Source organism: Pseudomonas sp. dw_612 (assembly GCF_018449725.1).
Taxonomy (GTDB): Bacteria; Pseudomonadota; Gammaproteobacteria; order Pseudomonadales; family Pseudomonadaceae; genus Aquipseudomonas.
The window spans coordinates 182,401-198,075 of sequence record NZ_JAAVVC010000008.1 but is presented as its reverse complement, the minus strand read 5'-3'; the positions used below and the strand labels follow the sequence as shown (position 1 = coordinate 198,075).

The window sequence follows — 15,675 nt, the reverse complement described above, 5'->3', positions numbered from 1 at the left end:
TTCTCCGCAGTGATCAGTTATTTGGCGGTTGGCATGCTGAATTCAGGGCCCTTGGCGATGCTGTCGGGCCAGCGCTGCATCACGCTTTTGTAGCGGCTGTAGAAGCGGATGCCTTCTTCGCCGTAAGCATGGTGGTCGCCGAACAGCGAGCGCTTCCAGCCGCCGAACGAGTGCCAAGCCATCGGCACCGGGATCGGCACGTTGATGCCAACCATGCCGACCTTGATCGTGCGGGCAAACGCTCGGGCGATGCCGCCGTCACTGGTAAAGCACGACACGCCGTTGCCGAACTCATGGGCGTTGATCAATGCCACGGCGCTGGCAAAGTCCGGCACGCGCACGATGCCCAGCACCGGGCCGAAAATCTCTTGTTGGTAAATACTCATCTCAGTCGTGACGTTGTCGAACAGCGTCGCGCCGACAAAGAAACCGTTCTCGGCGCCGGGCACCTTGAAGTTGCGGCCATCGACGATCAACTGCGCGCCCTGGGCCACGCCTTCGCCGATAAAGCCTTCAACCTTGGCCTTGTGCTCAGCGGTGACCAGCGGCCCCATATCGCTGTCGCCCTGCATGCCGTTGCCGACTTTCAATTGATCAATACGCGGCAACAACTTGGCAATCAACTGATCGCCGACATCACCCACCGCCACCGCAATCGAAATCGCCATGCAGCGCTCGCCAGCCGAGCCGTACGCCGCGCCAATCAAGGCATCGGCGGCTTGATCGAGGTCGGCGTCCGGCATGACGATCATGTGGTTTTTCGCACCGCCCAGGGCCTGCACGCGTTTGCCGCGAGCGGTACCTTGCTGGTGGATGTACTCGGCAATCGGCGTCGAACCAACAAAGGAAATCGCCTCGATGTCCGGGTGTTGCAGCAAGGCATCCACCGCGACTTTGTCGCCCTGGACCACGTTAAACACACCGTCGGGCAAACCGGCTTCAGTGAGCAAACGCGCCATGAGCAAACTGGCCGACGGATCGCGCTCGGACGGTTTGAGGATGAAGCAATTACCGGTCACCAGCGCCAGCGGGATCATCCACAGCGGCACCATCACCGGGAAGTTGAACGGCGTGACCCCGGCGCAAACACCCAGGGGCTGGCGCAGGTTCCAGTTGTCGATGCCGCCACCGATGTTGTCGCTGAAATCGGTTTTCAGCAGGTTCGGCGCACCGCAGGCGTACTCGACGATTTCGATGCCACGGGTGACTTCACCCTTGGCGTCCGAGAACACTTTGCCGTGTTCGCGGCTGATGATTTCAGCCAGTTCATCGTGGTGGCGGTCGAGCAGTTCCTTGAACTTGAACATCACCCGGGAGCGACGCAGGGACGATTGCTCGGACCAGGCCGGGAAGGCTTTTAATGCCGAGGCAACGGCTTCGTCGACGGTCTTCTCGCTGGCCAATCCGACCCGCGCCTGCACCGCACCGGTGGCCGGGTTGAATACGTTGCTGAAGCGTTCGCTACTGCTGTCTTGCACCTGGCCGTTGATGTAATGGCCTAAAACCGGGGTGTTGCTCATTGTTCTTGTTCTCCGTGCAAAGTGTCGAATTCAAGCTTTTTAGTTCAAAGATCAAGCAGCCAACTGTGCTGCGGATCGTTATGGAACTGCCAGACGCGTTTCGGCCCGGCCATCACGTTCAGGTAATACGACTCGTAGCCGTACGGCACGCTGACCGGGTGGTAGCCCTTGGGTACCACCACCAAATCGCTGTTTTCCACGGCCATGGCCTGATCGATGCTGCGGTCGTCGGTGTAGACCCGCTGGAACACGAAGCCCTGGGGCGGGTTGATCTGGTGGTAATAGGTTTCTTCGAGAAAGCTCTGGTGCGGCAAATCGTCGGTGTCGTGCTTGTGCGGCGGGTAGCTCGACGAATGCCCGGACGGCGTGCGCACTTCCACCACCAGCAGCGAATGAGCGGGCTCGGTGTCGGGCAGGATGTCGCAGACGTAACGGGTGTTCGCGCCCTTGCCGCGCACGCTGCGCTTCATGGTTTCGGGTTTAATCAGGCGTGGGCCGAGGTTGTTGGCGGTTGAACCGGGCGCGGCGCACACGGCGATTTGCACGTCGCTGAGCGCCACCACTTGCGCCTGACTGCCCGGCGGCAAATACGCGGCGAACGGCGATTTGTCTTCGAACACCGATTGCCGATCACCGAGGTTGTCCCAGTCGAACGCGCCCTGCCCCGGCGCTTCGCCCTTCATGCTAATACGACCGCTGAGCAGCACCAGGCACAGTTCTTTATCGCCCGCGCTGACCGGCAAGGTTTCACCGAGGCTCAAGCGATACGCGGCGAAACCGACGTATTCCAGCTCACCCTTGCCCAGTTCGACCATGGTCCGACCCCGGGCATTGCTTTTGACCAGCAGGCTCATCGTGCAATCCTCTCGTCGAGCAGCGCGCGCAAGGTGTCGAAGCCTTTCTTGGCGTAGACGTAACTCGGCGCCACCGCTGGATCCTGTTCGGCCTCAACCACCAGCCAGCCGTGGTAATCGGCGGCCAGCAACACGTCGAGCAACGCGGCGAAGTCGATGTCGCCATCCCCGGGCACGGTGAACGTGCCGTTGATGATGCAGTCCGGGAAGCTCCACAGATGGTTGCGTGCCAGTTGCACCACCGGTTTGCGCACGTCCTTGAAATGCACGTGGCAAATGCGTTCGATGTGTTTGCGCAGCACGTGCAACGGTTCGCCGCCGCCCATGTAGCAATGGCCCGAATCGAACAGCAGGCCGACTTCGCTGCCGGTCAACGCCATCAACTTGTCGATGTCCGCCGGGGATTCGACGTAGGCGCCCATGTGGTGGTGATACGCCAGGCGCACGCCTTGGGACAGTGTGAAACGCGCCAGTTCGGTGAGTTTGTCGGCGTATGCCTGCCACGCCTGTTCGGTGTGGAAACGCGGGCGCTCGACCAGTGGAATGCGCTGGCCCTGAATCGAGTCAGCGACTTCGCCGTAGACCAGCACCGTGGCGCCGTTCTTGGCCAGCAGCTCGACATGGCTGCCGATGGCGTCGATTTCCTCGGCCACCGAACGGCGGGCCAACCGACTGGAGTACCAGCCGGACACCAACGCCAGATCGTAAGGCCGCAGCACGTCACCGACGCCTTTGGCATCCTTGGGGAATTTACCGTTGAGTTCGAACCCTTCGTAACCGATTTCCTTGCCTTCGCTCAGCGCGGTGCTCAGCGGCGTCTCGCCACCGAGGGACGGCAAGTCGTCGTTGCTCCAGGAGATCGGGTTGATGCCAATTCGGATAGCGGGCATGGCTGCACCTTTTATTGTTGTACCTAACCGTTGAATACGGCACTGAACCCTGTGGGAGCGAGCTTGCTCGCGATGGCGGTGTCTCAGGCGACATTAAATGTTGAATGTGCCGCCGTCATCGCGAGCAAGCTCGCTCCCACAGGTTCAGTGTTACATATCGAAAATGTTCAGCTTCGGGCCGTGCGCCACGCATCTATCAATTCGACAAACGTGCCTTGCACCTGGCGGATCAGCGTTTCATCGTCGATTTCCCCCGCCATCCACGCCCGGCTCGGTTCCTGGAAGATCGTGCGGCCCACGGCAAATCCACGGCACGTCTGGCTCTGGCTGGCCTGCTGAAACCCTTCGGCCAACGCCGCCGCCGGCGCATTCAGGCCCAGCAACACCACGCCACGGCAGTACGGGTCGCGCTCCTGAATCAACTCATCCAGCTGTTTCCATTCCTCGGCACTTTGCGCTTCGATCTTCCACCACGCCGGGTAGATGCCCAGGTTGTAGAGGCGTTTCAGCGCACGGTACAGCACGTCGGGATGGGCCGATGGGTGATCCTTCGGCGGGATGATTTCCAGCAGCAGTTCATGACCGCTGACCTGGGACGCCTGGTACAAACCCTTGAGCTGCGCTTCCTGTTCCAGACGCAGCAGCGGTTCGTCGTCCGGGTGGAATTGCACCAGGCACTTGATGATCTGCTCTTGCGGCCAGGCAATCAGGTTGCTGCCGATAGACCGCCCGTGTTCGAAGGCCAATGGCCGCGAACCCTGCACTTCCACCGGCCGCGCCACCCACCAGCCGCGACCGGTGGCAGCGTTCAGCGAATCCTGGCCGAAGCGTTGATCGGCGAGCAGCCCGACATCCGCTTCGATGCCTTGCGCGCGCAAATCCACTTCGACCCGCTCCACGGCTTTAATAAACAGTTGTTTCAGTTCGCCGATCGCCGCGAGATCGCGACCGCCCTTGTGCGCCAGTTCCACCAGTTGCCCGCGATGGTCGAAGGCGAAGATGAACAGTTGCTTCCACTGTTTGCGCGGCACGCTGACTTGATGCAGGCGTTGTAACGTGGCGTCCTGATCCGGCCGGGTAATCGGCACCGGGCTGTTGAACAGATAGTCGAGTTCGGCGCGGGTCGGCATCGCCGGGGCGCAGGCGTGGCGCGACACCACCAGCCCACCGCAGGCATTGGCCAATTGGCAGCAACGCTCGTCGCTGGCGTCTTCCAGCCAACCGGCGAGGAAGCCCGACATAAAGGCATCGCCGGCACCCAGCACGTTGAGCACTTCCACGCGCACGCCGGGGTAGATCGCGCCGTCTTCAAGACGCACCGGGATGACGCCGTGAATCACCGTACAACCTTGCGGGCCGAGCTTGACCACCAGCGTCGCATTACTCAGACGCCGCACGTTACGCAAAGCGGTAAGCAAATCCTCGGAACCACCGGCAATCAAAAACTCTTCTTCAGTGCCGACGATCAAGTCGAAACGCGGGAGGATTTTCTGCACATGCTGGCTGACGTTCTGATCGGCGACGAAACGGGTTTCACCGTCCGCCTTACCCGCCAAACCCCAGAGCACCGGGCGATAGTCGATGTCCAGAATGCGTTTGACGTTGTGCTTCTCGGCGTAATCCAGCGCCTGGATGCTCGCCTTGTACACGCCGTCGGTGGAGAAATGCGTGCCGGTGATCAGCAAGGCTTTGCTGGAGGCAATAAAGGCTTCGCTGATGTCTTCGGCCCGCAGCGCCATGTCGGCGCAATTCTCGCGGTAGAACACCAACGGAAAGGTTTCGCGGTCCTTGAGGCCGAGCAGGACCATGGCGGTCAGACGCTCCGGATCGACCTTGATGCCGCTGACGTCACAGCCTTCGCGGGCCAGGGATTCAAGCAGGAAGCGGCCCATGTGGTCGTCGCCGACCCGGCTCAACATGGCCGACTTGAGGCCCAGGCGTGCGGTGCCGAACGCGATGTTGGCGGAGGATCCACCGAGGTATTTGGCGAAGCTTGAAACATCTTCCAACCGCGCGCCGACTTGCTGCGCATAGAGGTCGACGCCAAGGCGCCCCAGGCAAATCAGATCCAATTGACGCCCACTGGCAAAACGAGTCTGGCCCATGCTGGCTCCTGTTATTTTTATCAGCCTGCGTTCGGGACGATGGACGAGCCGAACGCTCTTGGTGGATGCAGACTAAAACGACCGGGACCGAACAATCAATATTTATTCTATATATTTTTTACGTGGAATATTTTTTCCAATAAACTCCGGTACGAGCGTTCCAGACGAGGTTCATCGTTTCAGCAGACCGCTTGCCGACGGCAAGCCCAAGATTTTATTCCGGCCTACCCTGTAGACTGCGCACAGCCAACCTATTGTCAGGGGATGACCGATTCGTCATTCCTATAAGAACAAGCCAGAAGGATTTCCTATGTCCCGCACCGATCAGCCGGCTACGACCGAGAGCACGCCCGAGAGCGATCTTGAGAGCCCACCGATCAACGCCGAGCGTTTGCTGCAGCTGATCACCAACGAATACGAAAGCCTGCCGCGCCAGCTCAAACGCATCGCCAGCTACATGAGCCAGCAAAGCGACCGGATCATGGTCGATCGCATCAGCGACATCGCCCGGGAATGCGAAGTGCACCCGTCGGCCATCGTGCGTTTCTCCCAGCGCTTCGGTTTCAGCGGTTTCAGCGAGATGCAGGCGTTGTTCCGCGAGGCCTACACCCACAAAACCACGCCGGTGCAGAACTACCAGCAGCGCATCCGCAGCATGATCGCCAACAAATCGCAGAAGGCCAGCGGCGGCGACCTCGCGCGCGAGTGCGTCAACGCCACGTTGTCGGGCATCGAACGCCTGGGCATGGAACTTGACGATGTCGCCTTCGACAAGGCTGTGGACCTAGTGGTGAACGCCGACAACATCTACGTGGTCGGCGTGCGTCGTTCGTTCGCGGTGGCGGACTATCTGGTTTACAACCTGCAACACACCAACAAGCGCATTCACCTGGTTTCCGGCCTCGGCGGCAGCTATCGCGAACAGATGCGCAGCGTACGCGCCAATGATCTGGTGATCGCCATCAGCTTCACGCCCTACGGCAAAGAGACCCAACATTGCCTGCGCATCGCCCAGCACCATCAGGCGAAAACCCTGATCATCACCGACAGCAACCTCTCGCCGCTGGCCAAGCGCGCGAGCACAGTGTTGTTGGTGAATGAAGGCAGCTCGTTTGCGTTTCGCTCGTTGAGTGCGACGTTGTGCTTGTGCCAGGCGTTGTTTATTGCGGTCGCGTATCGGTTGGAATTGAAGGTGGATGAGATTCATGAGCAGGTGGGGTTTGAGGATTAGCGCGGGCGCGTTTGCAGGTTGCAGAACCGCTGGCTAAGGTTGTCCGCATCGCGAGCAAGCTTTGCTCCTACAGGGGAACGTTGATGAAATTGATCGGCATGCTGGACTCGCCCTATGTGCGGCGTGTGGCGATTTCTGCCAGGCATTTGGGCATCGATCTTGAGCACGAATCGGTGTCGGTGTTTCGGCATTTCGAGCAGTTCCAGCAGATCAACCCGGTGGTCAAGGCCCCGACGCTGGTGCTGGTGCTGGATGACGGTGAGGTGTTGGTGGATTCGACGCTGATCATCGACTACCTGGAAGCGCTGGCCGGCCCTTCGAAAAGCCTGATGCCGGGTGATTTGAAGCAGCGTCTGCGTTCGTTGCGGGTGATCGGGCTGGCATTGGCAGCGTGTGAAAAATCGGTGCAGCTTTACTACGAACGTAATCTGCGGCCGGCGGACATTCAGTATCAGCCGTGGGTCGAGCGGGTTGAAGGGCAACTCGCTGCGGCCTATTCGGCGTTGGAGCGGGAGCTGTCGAAGCAGCCATTGTCGGGTGGTTCCGAGATCGCCCAAGACGGGATTACCGTCGCAGTCGCCTGGAGTTTCACTAACCTTGTAGTGCCGGATCAGGTCGATGCTTCGCGGTTTCCGAGGATCGCTCAATTCACCGCCGAGGCGGAAAAGCTTGAGGCATTCGTCGCGACCCCGATAACCTGAGCCTCCCTCCGCCACGGACTCGCCCATGACCGCCGCTGAAACCTCTGCCCCGGCGCTGAAGGAAATCTTCAACGCCGAGCGCCTCAAGCACATCGCGACCGAAATGACGGCGGTTTACCCGGCGTTCAATGCCAAAGCCTTCCTGAAAATGGCCAATGACGGACTCGCCGAGCTGTCGATCATGCAGCGCATGGCGCGGGTCAGCGAGTGCCTGCATGCGGTGTTGCCGTTGGGTTATGAACAATCCCTCGACGTGCTGCGCGCCCTCGCCCCTCGGCTGAATAGCGGGTTTGTCAGCATCTCGTTGCCGCATTATGTGGCGATGTATGGCGCGCATGACTTTGAGCAGTCGATGGAAGCGCTCAAGTTTTTCACCTCATTCGGTTCCTCTGAGTTCGCAATCCGGCATTTTCTGCGCAGCGATCTTGAGCGCTCATTGGCGCTGATGCAGGTCTGGTCCCTGGATGAAAACGAACATGTGCGCAGGCTGGCCAGCGAAGGCAGTCGCCCGCGTTTGCCGTGGTCGTTTCGCCTGGAACCGATTCAGGCTGACCCGACGTTGGCGGCGGCGATTCTCGATAACCTCAAGGCTGATGAAAGCCTCTACGTGCGCAAGTCCGTGGCCAATCACCTCAATGACATCACCAAGGATCATCCCGAGTGGGTACTGGATTTGATCGAGGGTTGGTCGCTGGAGAACAAACACACCGCGTGGATTGCCAAGCATGCGCTGCGCAGTTTGATCAAACAGGGCAATCAACGGGCGTTGGCGGTGATTGGGGCTGGCGGCAAGCCTGAGGTTGAGATTGTCGGGGTGAAGGTTGAACCGGCCGTGATTCGGTTGGGGGAGAAAATTGCGTTGTCGTTTACGGTGAAATCCACGATGGCGGCGAGTCAGCGGTTGGTGATTGATTATGCGATTGACTATGTGAAAGCCAATGGCAGCACTTCGGCGAAGGTGTTCAAGCTCAAAGCACTGACCCTGCCAGGGCATGCCAGTGAACTCGTCAGTCGTGGGCAGCAGATCAAGGAGTTGACCACGCGCAGGCATTACGCCGGTGAGCATGCCGTGCACATCATGGTGAATGGCGAGCGGTTGGCCAGTACCTCATTCGAAATCCTCGCCTGAAATACGCTCCCCGTAGGAGCTGCCGAAGGCTGCGATCTTTTGACTTTGCCTTTAAAACAAGATCAAAAGATCGCAGCCTTCGGCAGCTCCTACATTGACAGCGTAAGGCGCAAATGTAGGAGCGAGGCTTGCACGCGAAGAACGATGACGCGGTGTGTCAGACCTGACGCCTTCGCGAGCAAGCTTCGCTCCTACAAGGGAAACGCCCGGCTGCTACCCAGGCTTGTGGTTATCCAGTACGCGATTGACCGCTAACTCTCCCATCAGGATCACCCGATGCAGCACCAGCATCGTACGGCGTCGCGCGCCGTCCTCCAGCTCGGCGAGGTCGTTGACCATCTCGCGGGCTGAGGCCAACGATTCGCTGGCGTCGACGAGCAACGTTTCGTCATCCACCGCTGCGTCGATGGTGAAGAAGGTGCCGGACCTGCGGGGCGGTATCTGCGTTTTCGTCGCCCCGGGGTTGAGGTAGAAGCTGAGGGCGCGGTCGGCCGCCGCTTTTATTTTCTTGGGGTCAAGATCAAAAGAGGCGTCGTAGGGTACTGGACCGGTATCTGGGGGGTTGGGAGTAACTTTGAACATGGATGGAACCTCTGATACGAATTTTAGGGAGCCATCACTCTCGCTACCAAACGAAGGGTGGCGGCCATACGTGGGTTGGTAGACCGGTCGTACCAGAACCCGGCGCCCACAAGGGGCCCCACGCATGACCACCATAAAAACAGAGTCCCAAGAAAGAGACGTCATAAGGTGTTGCCATGCGGCTGATAACGAAGCGGGCTACCAAACCCGATCACTGTTTTGCAGTGACCCGGAAACGATATAGCCCCCCCCAAAGCCGCACAAGCCGGCGGATTCTGGCGTACGCGTAGGCAACGGCGCAAGGCGTTGTAGCCGCTTATGACGTAACACCGAGTGTCTTTAAACAGTCGTGGTTAAACATGTTTATGCAGTGCGCCAACTGCCGCCATCGCGAGCAAGCTTTGCTCCTACAAGGGACTGTTTCGGCCACAAATCCTGCGAACAGCGCCGAACCCATGTGGGAGCGAGCCTGCTCGCGAAAGCGGTGTGTCAGGTGACATTGCTTGTGGCTGTGGCGGCGCCTTCGCGAGCAGGCTCGCTCCCACAGGGGATCAGAGTCGGCCAAAAAATTCACGAACACCCTCCGATCAAAAAACAAACAAGCGCACTCCCGCGACGTTAATTTCTTTTGGCACTGACCACTTGATCAGCTTGGATATAAGAGAAGTTGGCGGTCCCCGCAGCTGAAGTTGCCATGGTCAGACGGATAATCGGCACGGTGATGCGCGGGTTAGTGGAGTTGTAGAAATCCCGTTGATTGTATTGAGCGTCGGCCAAGGCTGTACTCGGGCCTCCCTGTACGTAAAAGAATGCCATCAGCGGAAGTGTGTTAGGTCGACCGGCCGGCCAGGTTTTTATCACGATCTCGTTTTGTTCACCGAATCCGGTAGCGCCAAGCAACCCCTTCGCCCGCACAAACTGATAAAACGCAGGGCCGGCCAAGGTGTTTCTTTCGTCCCGGATGTCGAAACTGCATTGCCGGATGTTCTGGTTCGAGGGCGAACTGTTCCAGAGAGTCATCCATTGTTCGGCGATGATTATATTTGAATTCTGACAAGGCCCGCTTTGGCTCGGATAAGAAGCGTGTATGCCACAAGGCGAGGTGCGGTGCCAGTTCCAACCGTCCATGGGGTAGGCACACAGATAGTCCACGTCAATCTTGTCTACCGGGGCCTCGAAAATGGGGTAGAAAATCAAGCCATTGGTATTGCCCCACGCCAGCCGCCCAAAATTGCTGTCGGCCCGCAAATAGGAAAATGACACACCACCGCTGGCCACTGACGTTGGACTGGGGTCCCATACTTTATATACGCCGGCCGGGTCTTTGACCGTGACACGCAGGGTGACACCGGAACACAGGAATGCCGGTTGCGAATCCGAGTTGTTGCAGTTGGTAAATCTTCGTCCGTATAGCGTATTGAGTTGAGCAGCAACTTCCGGGCCGGCCATTGTTTGGCTTAATGGCGTTCTCGGAACAGTGGTATCAATAACAGGTTGAACCGATTGCTGACTGCAACCGACCATTAGCGTCACGAACAGGAATGCAATTATTTTGCGCATGAGAATGCCCTCGCCTGAAGACAGCGACAATAAGTCGCTGTATTTAAGCCCGATAAAAATGGGTTAGCCGGAGTTCGAATGCCGCGTTACAGTTGCACTCTCAAACACCAGGAAAATTGAATAAGTTCGCTCGTGCCGGTTTTTCTCAGCGTGTAGTTGAAGATGACGTCCCTGCTCATGTTTTCAGTCAGCCAGTCTCGCGGGATGGCGATGTCCATGTAGTCAGGCCTGTTGATATAGATCTCGTCAGAATTCCTGATAACGACACCGTACAACCTCAGCCGCACTCGGTACTCGCCAACCAGGGCGGGGTAATACACTCGGGCATTATTCCTGCCGGCATTGAGTGTCGGTTCGGGAAGACGAAGCGGTTGAGCGGTGACATCGACACCGAGCGATCGCGATTCCTTATCCTCACTCGTACTGGGCAGCCTGACGGTGTAGTAGAACGTCATGCGCGAACCGATCGAATCAACTACTTCCAGACGCGGGACCCGGAAGGTCAAGGTTTGCCCGGTGGCCTGGACGGTCTGGATTTCCGAACCGTAAGTATTGGCGCGGCCGATGGCATACAACTTCACGGTTTGCCCGGGTGCGGAGCCGGTGTAATTGACCGTCACGGTAGCGAAATCCGCTTCATAAAAGTCTTTCTGGAAGTTCAGGCGTGTACCACCGGCTTCCCTGGCTTCCAACACCACGGGTGGGCGCAGGTCCAGGTCCACTCGGTCAAGGTGAATATCGATGTTAACGGTCGCCGATTGCGCACGATTACCCAACTGATCCTCGGCGACGAAAAAGAACGGCGCTGCCGGGTTATCGCCGGCCCTACGGAAAAAATCGGTGTAGAGCGTAAACAATATGGGGGAGTTCTGCCCCGCCACCACCGTTCGGCTGTCGGTGGCGGAATTACCGGTCAAGCGCACCGTGTCATAGGCGTGGGGCGTGCTGTAGTGGCATTCGCAAATCACCCCTTGTGCGGCGCGAGCGGCACTGACACCGTCCCGCACCACATCCGCTGGCAGGACCAGGCGCAAACTCGTGGGACCCGGGCGATAAAACAACACGTTCAGTGCGTTCGAAGACTCACGATTTCCGCTCACGCGGATAACCTCGTAATGAAGTTGGTTGACACCGTCGCGTAGCGCACCAACAGGTACATACAGAGCGACTCGATCGTTCTCCTCGCCTAGAGCAATGGTTTTGCCGTCCACGGGCCGAGTGTCGCCATTGAGGTGCAGATTGACCCGGTCAAAGACAGCCAATACCGCAAACACGCTGTCTGGCCACGGATCAATCAAGCACAGAAGTCCTCTGGCGTTGTCTTGCTCGGCCACCTTAATAGAGACCCCACCATGAGCCAGGCCTGGAGGTTGAACCGTTTGTACCCAGCCAGGCAGGATTAGATAGTCCAGCGCAAGCGCGCCAGATACGTTTGATGTGTCGGATTGCTTGCTCATGCTTTGCTCCTTTCGACGTAATAACCCGTACCCATGGGGATATCAAACGCTCGGACAGGAAAGGTTGGCTACTGTCAGAAATTACAGGTTGGGGTAGTTTTCGGATAAATGGTCGGGACTGAAGGCAACCCCCATCATCGTGATAAACAATTTCACGGCTACTAAGCAACGATTCAACTATCGCGAAGCGCTCTAAAGAACTGTCATTTATGACAGGTCAATTTCATTTCAGTCGGGGATAAGCTGCGCCCACTGGAATAACTTGAGGTGTTCGTCATGTCTCGCGATCGTTATTTGTTGCCGCTGAGTGCTCTCTTGTTGGCGATGCTGTTGATGTTTCAATATGCCCAAGGTGGGCAGTGGACGCCGCTAAAAGATGAAGTGACCTTCCAATGCGACAACGGCGTCACGACACCGGGCTATAGCGTTTATGTTGTGGGCAACCATCCGAACCTGGGGAACTGGGACCCGGCCAACGCCATAAAGCTCGATGCTGCTGCTTACCCTACATGGACCGGGAAAGTACTTTTCCCCGGTGCGGACGACGGTAAAAATGTGGAATGGAAATGCATCGTGCGCAACGAAACCGTACCGACCGACGTGCAGAAGTGGCAGGCAGATCCCAACAACATTGTTAAGTTGGCTTTTACGGCGAAGAGTGTCGGGACTTTTTGACGTGTTGTGGGCGAGGGGCTGATGAAAGGATCAAAAGATCGCAGCCTCGTTTCACTCGACAGCTCCTACAGGGGACTGTGTTGGCCATAAATCGTGCGAACAAATGTGGGAGCTTGCTCGCGAATGCAGTGTGTCAGGTGACAGGGGTTCTGGCTGTGCCGACGTCTTCGCGAGCAAGCCCGCTCCCACAGGGGGATTTGCATTTACAGGGGATTGGGGCCCAGCAATAAGTCTTGCTCGCGCTCACACAACCCCACCACGTAATCCCACAACACCCGCAGCCGCACTGACTTGTGCAACTCCCGCCGCGTGCTGATCCAGTAGCTGCGCAGAATGCTCTCCTCCGGCAATAACGGCACCAATTGCGCATCATCAGCGGCCATGTAACACGGCAGCACCGCGATCCCCAGCCCCGAGCGCGCGGCTTGTTGCTGGGCGATGACGCTGGTGCTGTGGAACACGACTTGGGGGTTGCGACAGAAGCTGTTGAGGAACATCAGTTCCTGGCTGAACAGCAGGTCGTCGACGTAGCCGATCCACGCATGGCGGCCGAGGTCTTCGCGGCTGTTGAGTGGTGGCGCTTTGTCGAGGTAGGCCTGGCTGGCGTAGAGCGCCAGGCGATAGTCGGTGAGTTTGCGCGTGACCAGCATGTCGGCGGCCGGGCGTTCGAGGTGGATGCTGATTTCGGCTTCGCGGTTGAGGATGCTGACGAAGCGCGGCACGGCGACCAGTTCCACTTCGAGGCCGGGGTAGCGTTCAAACAGGCCGTTCATGCGGCTGGCGAGGAACATGATGCCCAACCCTTCGGTCACGCCAACGCGGATTTTGCCCAGCGGCGCGGTGGATTGGGTGATTTCTTCCTGGGCCAGCAGCGCCACGTTTTCCATGGCTTCGGCGTGTTTGAGCAGCGCCTCGCCGGCCGGGGTTAGCTGGTAACCCTGGGCGTGCTGGACGAACAGCGCCGTGCCGAGGCTTTTTTCAATCGCCTCGATGTGCCGGGCCACGGTGGCGTGGGTGGTGTTCAAGCGGCGGGCGGCGGTGAGCAAGCGGCCGCTGCGTTGCAATTCGAGAAAAAACCGTAGGTCGTTCCAATCGAACATCAGGCTTCCTTAGGGCTACGCTGTCTGAAAACGCACAGCAGCTGCGCAAAAACTAACATTCTTTATACGAAAGCTAACAACTAGGATGAAGCCCAACAACAAAAAAAATACGAGGTAAGGGATGCAGACCTCCCAGGATGAATACGATTACATCGTGGTCGGCGCCGGGCCGGCCGGGTGTTTGCTGGCCAATCGATTGTCGGCCAACGCGCAACACCGGGTGCTGCTGCTCGAAGCCGGCGGGCGCGATAACTATCCGTGGATTCATATTCCGGTGGGTTACCTGTTCTGCATCGGTAACCCGCGCACTGACTGGTGTTTCAAGACCGAAGCGCAATCCGGCCTGCAAGGTCGCACGCTGAGCTATCCACGGGGCAAAGTGCTCGGTGGTTGTTCCTCGATCAACGGCATGATCTACATGCGCGGCCAGGCGGGCGATTACGATGGCTGGGCGGCGGACGGCAATCCGGGCTGGGCCTGGAAAGACGTGCTGCCACTGTTCAAGCAAAGCGAAAACCACTTTGCCGGCGACTCGGAATTTCACGGCGCGGCCGGGGAATGGCGGATCGAACGCCAACGGCTGTCATGGCCGATTCTGGATGCCTTTCGCAGCGCTGCCGAGCAAAGCGGCATTGCCAGCATCGACGACTTCAACCAGGGCGATAACGAAGGCTGCGGTTACTTTCAGGTCAACCAGAAGGCCGGGATTCGCTGGAACGCGGCCAAGGCGTTTCTCAAACCGATCCGAAATCGCGCCAATCTCACTGTGCTAACCGACGTTGAAGTCGATCGCGTATTGTTGGAAAACGGTCGCGCCTCTGCGGTCATCACTCGCTACCAAGGCCAGGCGAAAACCTTCAAGGCGCGCAAGGAGATCGTGCTGTGCGCCGGCTCCGTGGGTTCGCCGAGCATCCTGCAACGCTCCGGGATCGGCCCGCGTCCGTTGCTGCAACGCCTGGGAATTGGCGTGGTGCATGAGCTGCCCGGCGTGGGCGGCAATCTGCAGGATCACCTGCAACTACGGCTGATCTACAAACTGGAAAACGCCCGCACCCTGAACCAGATCGCCGGCAGTGTGTGGGGCAAGATGGGCATGGGCCTGCGCTACCTCTATGACCGCAGCGGGCCGCTGTCCATGGCGCCGAGTCAGTTGGGCGCGTTTGCCCGGTCTGGGCCGGAACAGACGTCAGCGAATCTGGAATATCACGTGCAGCCGCTGTCGCTGGAGCGGTTTGGCGAGCCGTTGCATGGGTTTCCTGCGTTCACGGCGTCGGTGTGTGATCTGCGGCCGCAGAGCCGTGGACGAATTGAAATTCGCAGTGCCGATCCGCAGGACGCGCCGTTGATTCAGCCTAACTATTTGAGTCATCCCGAGGATCTGCGGGTGGCGGCGGATGCGATTCGTCTGACCCGACGCATCGTGGCTGCACCGGCGCTGGCGGCGTTTAATCCGGTCGAGTATTTGCCGGGTGACAGTTTGCAGAGTGAAGAGGAATTGCACGAAGCAGCGGCGCGGATTGGTACGACGATTTTCCACCCGGTGGGTACGTGCCGGATGGGCAATGACGGGGATGCGGTGGTGGATGCCCAGCTCAAGGTGCATGGCATTCCCGGTTTACGTATCGCCGATGCGTCGATCATGCCGCGTATCACCTCGGGCAACACCTGTTCGCCTACGCTGATGATTGCCGAGAAGGCGGCGCAGTTGATCCTAAACCCTGCTGTACACACCCCACCTGTGGGAGCGGGCTTGCTCGCGAAGGCGTCCGGTCAGTCGACAGAGATATTGACTGACACACCGCTTTCGCGAGCAAGCCCGCTCCCACAAGGGATTCGCATCTGATTCACGGACACGCAACACCAGTGGAACA

The 15,675-nt window shown here is 58.6% G+C and carries 13 protein-coding genes; 5 read left to right on the top strand and 8 right to left on the bottom strand.

The window, feature by feature from the left end; translation table 11 throughout:
• Nucleotides 1-17: 17 nt before the first annotated feature.
• The 4 genes from HB680_RS15185 to iolC form a co-directional block, all read right to left on the bottom strand.
• A complete protein-coding gene (locus tag HB680_RS15185; RefSeq protein ID WP_213939438.1) occupies nt 18-1,520 on the bottom strand; it encodes a CoA-acylating methylmalonate-semialdehyde dehydrogenase in 1,503 nt (500 codons plus the stop codon).
• 44 nt (nt 1,521-1,564) lie between these two features.
• Nucleotides 1,565-2,374, bottom strand: a complete 810-nt coding sequence (iolB, locus tag HB680_RS15180) for a 5-deoxy-glucuronate isomerase (RefSeq protein WP_213939437.1) — start codon at nt 2,372-2,374, stop codon at nt 1,565-1,567.
• Complete coding sequence (iolE, locus tag HB680_RS15175) at nt 2,371-3,264, bottom strand: myo-inosose-2 dehydratase (RefSeq protein WP_213939436.1); 894 nt, start codon at nt 3,262-3,264, stop codon at nt 2,371-2,373. The genes iolB and iolE overlap by 4 nt, the downstream gene beginning before the upstream one ends.
• Nucleotides 3,265-3,431: 167 nt before the next feature.
• The gene (gene iolC / locus HB680_RS15170) at nt 3,432-5,369 is read right to left on the bottom strand and encodes a 5-dehydro-2-deoxygluconokinase (RefSeq protein WP_213939435.1); all 1,938 of its coding nucleotides are present in this window, start codon (nt 5,367-5,369) and stop codon (nt 3,432-3,434) included.
• A gap of 310 nt (nt 5,370-5,679) precedes the next feature.
• On the opposite strand from iolC, the gene HB680_RS15165 reads away from it, so the two are divergent.
• From HB680_RS15165 to HB680_RS15155, 3 genes are all read left to right on the top strand, one after another.
• A complete protein-coding gene (locus HB680_RS15165; RefSeq protein ID WP_213939434.1) occupies nt 5,680-6,600 on the top strand; it encodes a MurR/RpiR family transcriptional regulator in 921 nt (306 codons plus the stop codon).
• Nucleotides 6,601-6,683: 83 nt separating this feature from the next.
• A complete protein-coding gene (locus HB680_RS15160) occupies nt 6,684-7,301 on the top strand; it encodes a glutathione S-transferase (protein ID WP_213939433.1) in 618 nt (205 codons plus the stop codon).
• Nucleotides 7,302-7,326: 25 nt separating this feature from the next.
• Nucleotides 7,327-8,430 (top strand): DNA alkylation repair protein, encoded by a 1,104-nt coding sequence (locus tag HB680_RS15155; RefSeq protein WP_213939432.1) that lies wholly within the window; start codon nt 7,327-7,329, stop codon nt 8,428-8,430.
• Between the two features lie 213 nt (nt 8,431-8,643).
• On the opposite strand, the gene HB680_RS15150 is transcribed toward HB680_RS15155, so the two are convergent.
• From HB680_RS15150 to HB680_RS15140, 3 genes are all read right to left on the bottom strand, one after another.
• Entirely contained in the window at nt 8,644-9,012 is a 369-nt protein-coding gene (locus HB680_RS15150) for a DUF6124 family protein (protein ID WP_213939431.1), read from the bottom strand.
• A gap of 618 nt (nt 9,013-9,630) precedes the next feature.
• Nucleotides 9,631-10,572: a halovibrin HvnC gene (locus tag HB680_RS15145; RefSeq protein ID WP_213939430.1), complete on the bottom strand. Its 942-nt coding sequence runs from the start codon at nt 10,570-10,572 to the stop codon at nt 9,631-9,633.
• Nucleotides 10,573-10,658: 86 nt separating this feature from the next.
• Entirely contained in the window at nt 10,659-12,029 is a 1,371-nt protein-coding gene (locus tag HB680_RS15140; RefSeq protein ID WP_213939429.1) for a hypothetical protein, read from the bottom strand.
• 276 nt (nt 12,030-12,305) lie between these two features.
• Here HB680_RS15140 and HB680_RS15135 point away from each other — a divergent pair, with 276 nt between their 5' ends.
• On the top strand, nt 12,306-12,704 hold the full coding sequence (locus tag HB680_RS15135) for a carbohydrate-binding module family 20 domain-containing protein (RefSeq protein ID WP_218627679.1): 399 nt from the start codon (nt 12,306-12,308) through the stop codon (nt 12,702-12,704).
• A gap of 203 nt (nt 12,705-12,907) precedes the next feature.
• Here HB680_RS15135 and HB680_RS15130 read toward each other — a convergent pair whose 3' ends face one another.
• Complete coding sequence (locus tag HB680_RS15130) at nt 12,908-13,804, bottom strand: LysR family transcriptional regulator (protein ID WP_213939427.1); 897 nt, start codon at nt 13,802-13,804, stop codon at nt 12,908-12,910.
• 121 nt (nt 13,805-13,925) lie between these two features.
• Here HB680_RS15130 and HB680_RS15125 point away from each other — a divergent pair, with 121 nt between their 5' ends.
• The gene (locus HB680_RS15125; RefSeq protein ID WP_213939426.1) at nt 13,926-15,647 is read left to right on the top strand and encodes a GMC family oxidoreductase N-terminal domain-containing protein; all 1,722 of its coding nucleotides are present in this window, start codon (nt 13,926-13,928) and stop codon (nt 15,645-15,647) included.
• Nucleotides 15,648-15,675: the final 28 nt, after the last annotated feature.

What these genes read in the sequence shown, in the direction of transcription:
- iolB (WP_213939437.1), bottom strand. Translation starts at nt 2,374, where the DNA reads ATGAGCCTGCTGGTCAAAAGCAATGCCCGGGGTCGGACCATGGTCGAA.
- HB680_RS15130 (WP_213939427.1), bottom strand. Translation starts at nt 13,804, where the DNA reads ATGTTCGATTGGAACGACCTACGGTTTTTTCTCGAATTGCAACGCAGC.
- HB680_RS15125 (WP_213939426.1), top strand. Translation starts at nt 13,926, where the DNA reads ATGCAGACCTCCCAGGATGAATACGATTACATCGTGGTCGGCGCCGGG.
- HB680_RS15165 (WP_213939434.1), top strand. Translation starts at nt 5,680, where the DNA reads ATGTCCCGCACCGATCAGCCGGCTACGACCGAGAGCACGCCCGAGAGC.
- iolC (WP_213939435.1), bottom strand. Translation starts at nt 5,369, where the DNA reads ATGGGCCAGACTCGTTTTGCCAGTGGGCGTCAATTGGATCTGATTTGC.
- iolE (WP_213939436.1), bottom strand. Translation starts at nt 3,264, where the DNA reads ATGCCCGCTATCCGAATTGGCATCAACCCGATCTCCTGGAGCAACGAC.
- HB680_RS15160 (WP_213939433.1), top strand. Translation starts at nt 6,684, where the DNA reads ATGAAATTGATCGGCATGCTGGACTCGCCCTATGTGCGGCGTGTGGCG.
- HB680_RS15155 (WP_213939432.1), top strand. Translation starts at nt 7,327, where the DNA reads ATGACCGCCGCTGAAACCTCTGCCCCGGCGCTGAAGGAAATCTTCAAC.
- HB680_RS15140 (WP_213939429.1), bottom strand. Translation starts at nt 12,029, where the DNA reads ATGAGCAAGCAATCCGACACATCAAACGTATCTGGCGCGCTTGCGCTG.
- HB680_RS15185 (WP_213939438.1), bottom strand. Translation starts at nt 1,520, where the DNA reads ATGAGCAACACCCCGGTTTTAGGCCATTACATCAACGGCCAGGTGCAA.
- HB680_RS15150 (WP_213939431.1), bottom strand. Translation starts at nt 9,012, where the DNA reads ATGTTCAAAGTTACTCCCAACCCCCCAGATACCGGTCCAGTACCCTAC.
- HB680_RS15145 (WP_213939430.1), bottom strand. Translation starts at nt 10,572, where the DNA reads ATGCGCAAAATAATTGCATTCCTGTTCGTGACGCTAATGGTCGGTTGC.
- HB680_RS15135 (WP_218627679.1), top strand. Translation starts at nt 12,306, where the DNA reads ATGTCTCGCGATCGTTATTTGTTGCCGCTGAGTGCTCTCTTGTTGGCG.